Annotated in this window: 3 protein-coding genes; all 3 read right to left on the bottom strand. The window is 55.5% G+C overall.

All coding sequences use genetic code 11. The features are described 5' to 3' along the window. A partial coding sequence (locus PAT3040_RS24095; protein ID WP_181376801.1) for a PQQ-dependent sugar dehydrogenase occupies positions 1–564 on the bottom strand: 564 nt, incomplete at its 3' end. 109 nt (positions 565–673) lie between these two features. Continuing rightward, positions 674–1,528 (bottom strand): inositol monophosphatase family protein, encoded by an 855-nt coding sequence (locus PAT3040_RS24090; protein ID WP_258235132.1) that lies wholly within the window; start codon positions 1,526–1,528, stop codon positions 674–676. A 137-nt stretch (positions 1,529–1,665) separates the two neighbouring features. Continuing rightward, positions 1,666–2,398 (bottom strand): sulfite exporter TauE/SafE family protein (locus PAT3040_RS24085; protein ID WP_258235131.1); only part of this gene is annotated, 733 nt, incomplete at its 5' end.

Here is a 2,398-nt window from a genome sequence, read left to right as displayed (position 1 = left end):
GATGGCGAGCCTGCCGCCGTTATGGTTGCCGCTGCCGGGAATGCCTTCCAGAAGCGCCTTCTGTTCGGACCACTCGGCGCCTTCCTGTTTAAGCTGCACGATGCGGTTCAACGCCTTGCCTCCTTCCTCGTATGTATGATATACATACGCGAGCTGGGACTGGTCAAAGTCCGGCGCCAGCAGGAGGCCCAGCATGCCTCCCTCACCTCGATGCAGCACGGCCTTCGTAAGCCTTACGTTCTGACGTTTCATCTGCCCGTCGGCGATGACGACGATATTCCCCTCGCGCTCAGTCACATAGAACTCGGATCCATAAATCGCAATGGCCCAAGGAATTCGGAGCTTCTCGGCCAGAACGGCGTACGGTTCTCCGTCATCGCTCTGAGCGGGTTCCTCGCTATTGCCTGGCTTCTCTGTGGGCGCCAGACTCGGTACGATCGTCTCCATCGGCGACGCAGAGGGAGACGTAGACGATCCTCTCTCTTCATTATCCGCCCCGCTGCAGCCTGCTAAAATAGCAAGGCTGAGCATCCATGCCAAGGTAGCTATCTTCGTTCTGGACATCACAACATCCCTCCTGAGAGTTACTTGAAACAAACAAGGACAACATAGCGCCTTGGCGTCTCTGTTGTCCTATCCTCCGAGCATAATTAGCTTCATCAGCTATATGCCATTATCCTACCGCTTCCGCCCCGGCCAGCTTGTCTAGCAGTTCAGCATGCACAAGCCCGTTCGTTGCGGCTATATTCCGAACCGCAAGATTATAGGGACGGCCATGCGTGTCCGTTACCAACCCGCCGGATTCCTGTACGAGCAGCGCTCCTGCCGCAATATCCCAGCTGCTGAGGCCGATCTCCCAGAAGCCGCTGAGCCTGCCGGCTGCGACATATGCAAGATGTATCGCCGCGGATCCTGCGATCCGAAGATTGCGTACCTCCGGCGCCACGCTCTGGATCCCCTTTAAGTTAAGCGGCAGCGCATAATGATGATCCGCCGGCAGTCCGGTCGCAATCAGACTGCCGCGCAGCGTCTCTTCTCCGGAGACGCTCATTTTTTTGCCATGCACGTAAGCGCCTTTCCCCTTCTCCGCCACAAACAATTCGTCCTTGCACGGATCATAGATGACGCCTACGATGACTTCACCCTGATAGGCTAGCGCAATAGAAACACAGAAGAATGGGAAGCCGTGCACGAAATTAGTCGTGCCGTCGATAGGATCGACGATCCATAAGTATTCCGCGTCGCTCATCTCTGCAAGCGCTCTCGACGACGCTTCCGGTCCAGGCTCTACGCCTTCTTCGCCCAAGAAAGAATGATGGGGGAAGTGCGTTCCGATCAAGTTGCGGATCAGCCGCTCCGAGCCCTTGTCCACCTCGGTCACAAGGTCGTGAGCCGAATATTTGAGCTCCAGCTTGGAGTAGCCGCCCAGCTTGGTCATAATCCATTCGCCCGCCTTGGCGGCGCAGTTGATGGCAACCGCGGTAAAGCTCTTGCCGCCAATGATCGAGCCGTTACTGCTTTCGTTCAAGTCTATCACTCTCCCAGCTATAGAGGTAGTTGTCCATTTCGAATTCATCTTTTTCCGTTCATATCTACTCATCTTATTATAATACGTCCGTTGCCCGTGACTGGTTTCATCGTAATCCATCGAATGCCTGCTATCCGTCAGACGGATGATACACCCTCGAATATGAGCTGGATCGCAAGCGCCAGCAGCGTAATTCGAAGCAGCCACAGCAGCTTGTTGCCGCTCAGCTTTACTGCGATTCGCGCGCCGATCCGTCCTCCAATCCAGGCTCCCGGAACGAGCGCAGCCACTAACAGCCAGTCAATCTCGCCTAAAGCTACATGCATGCCGCTCCCCAAAATGGCAGAGAGGAAGATGACGAACATGGACGTAGCGGTCGCTACATGCGGCGGGAAGCGGTAGAGAAGCACCATCATAGGTACGAACAAGGAACCTCCGCCTATGCCGAACAATCCGGAGATCAAGCCGACGCAAAATCCAATAGCCAGAGCCGACCATAGACCGTATCCATACGTATGAACGTTTCCTTGCGCATCTGTGATCGAACGCTGGATAGGCCACTCCTTCGCAAACGGTTTCATATAGTCCCGTCCGATCAATAGACCTGCCAGAAGCAGCATCAGCGAACCGAACAAGAGCTGGAACACGCCCGCCTGCATAAGGCCGGTCAGCGCCGCCCCCAAAATGGAAGCAGGTCCGCTCGTAATAAAGAAAAGCAGGCCGCTTCTGAAGTCCACAATTCCCCTCTTGGTGTAGCTTAATGTTGAAGCAAGCGCCGTCACGATCAATACCGTAAGCGAAATACCGACTGCCGTCGCGTGTTCGATCGGTTCGCCGATCAGCGTCGGGGCGAATAAGAGCAGGCCGGGA

The organism is Paenibacillus agaridevorans (assembly GCF_003112455.1).
GTDB lineage: Bacteria > Bacillota > Bacilli > Paenibacillales > Paenibacillaceae > Pristimantibacillus > Pristimantibacillus agaridevorans.
Note: the sequence above shows the minus strand (reverse complement) of the source record. Positions and strands in the feature narration are given on the sequence as shown.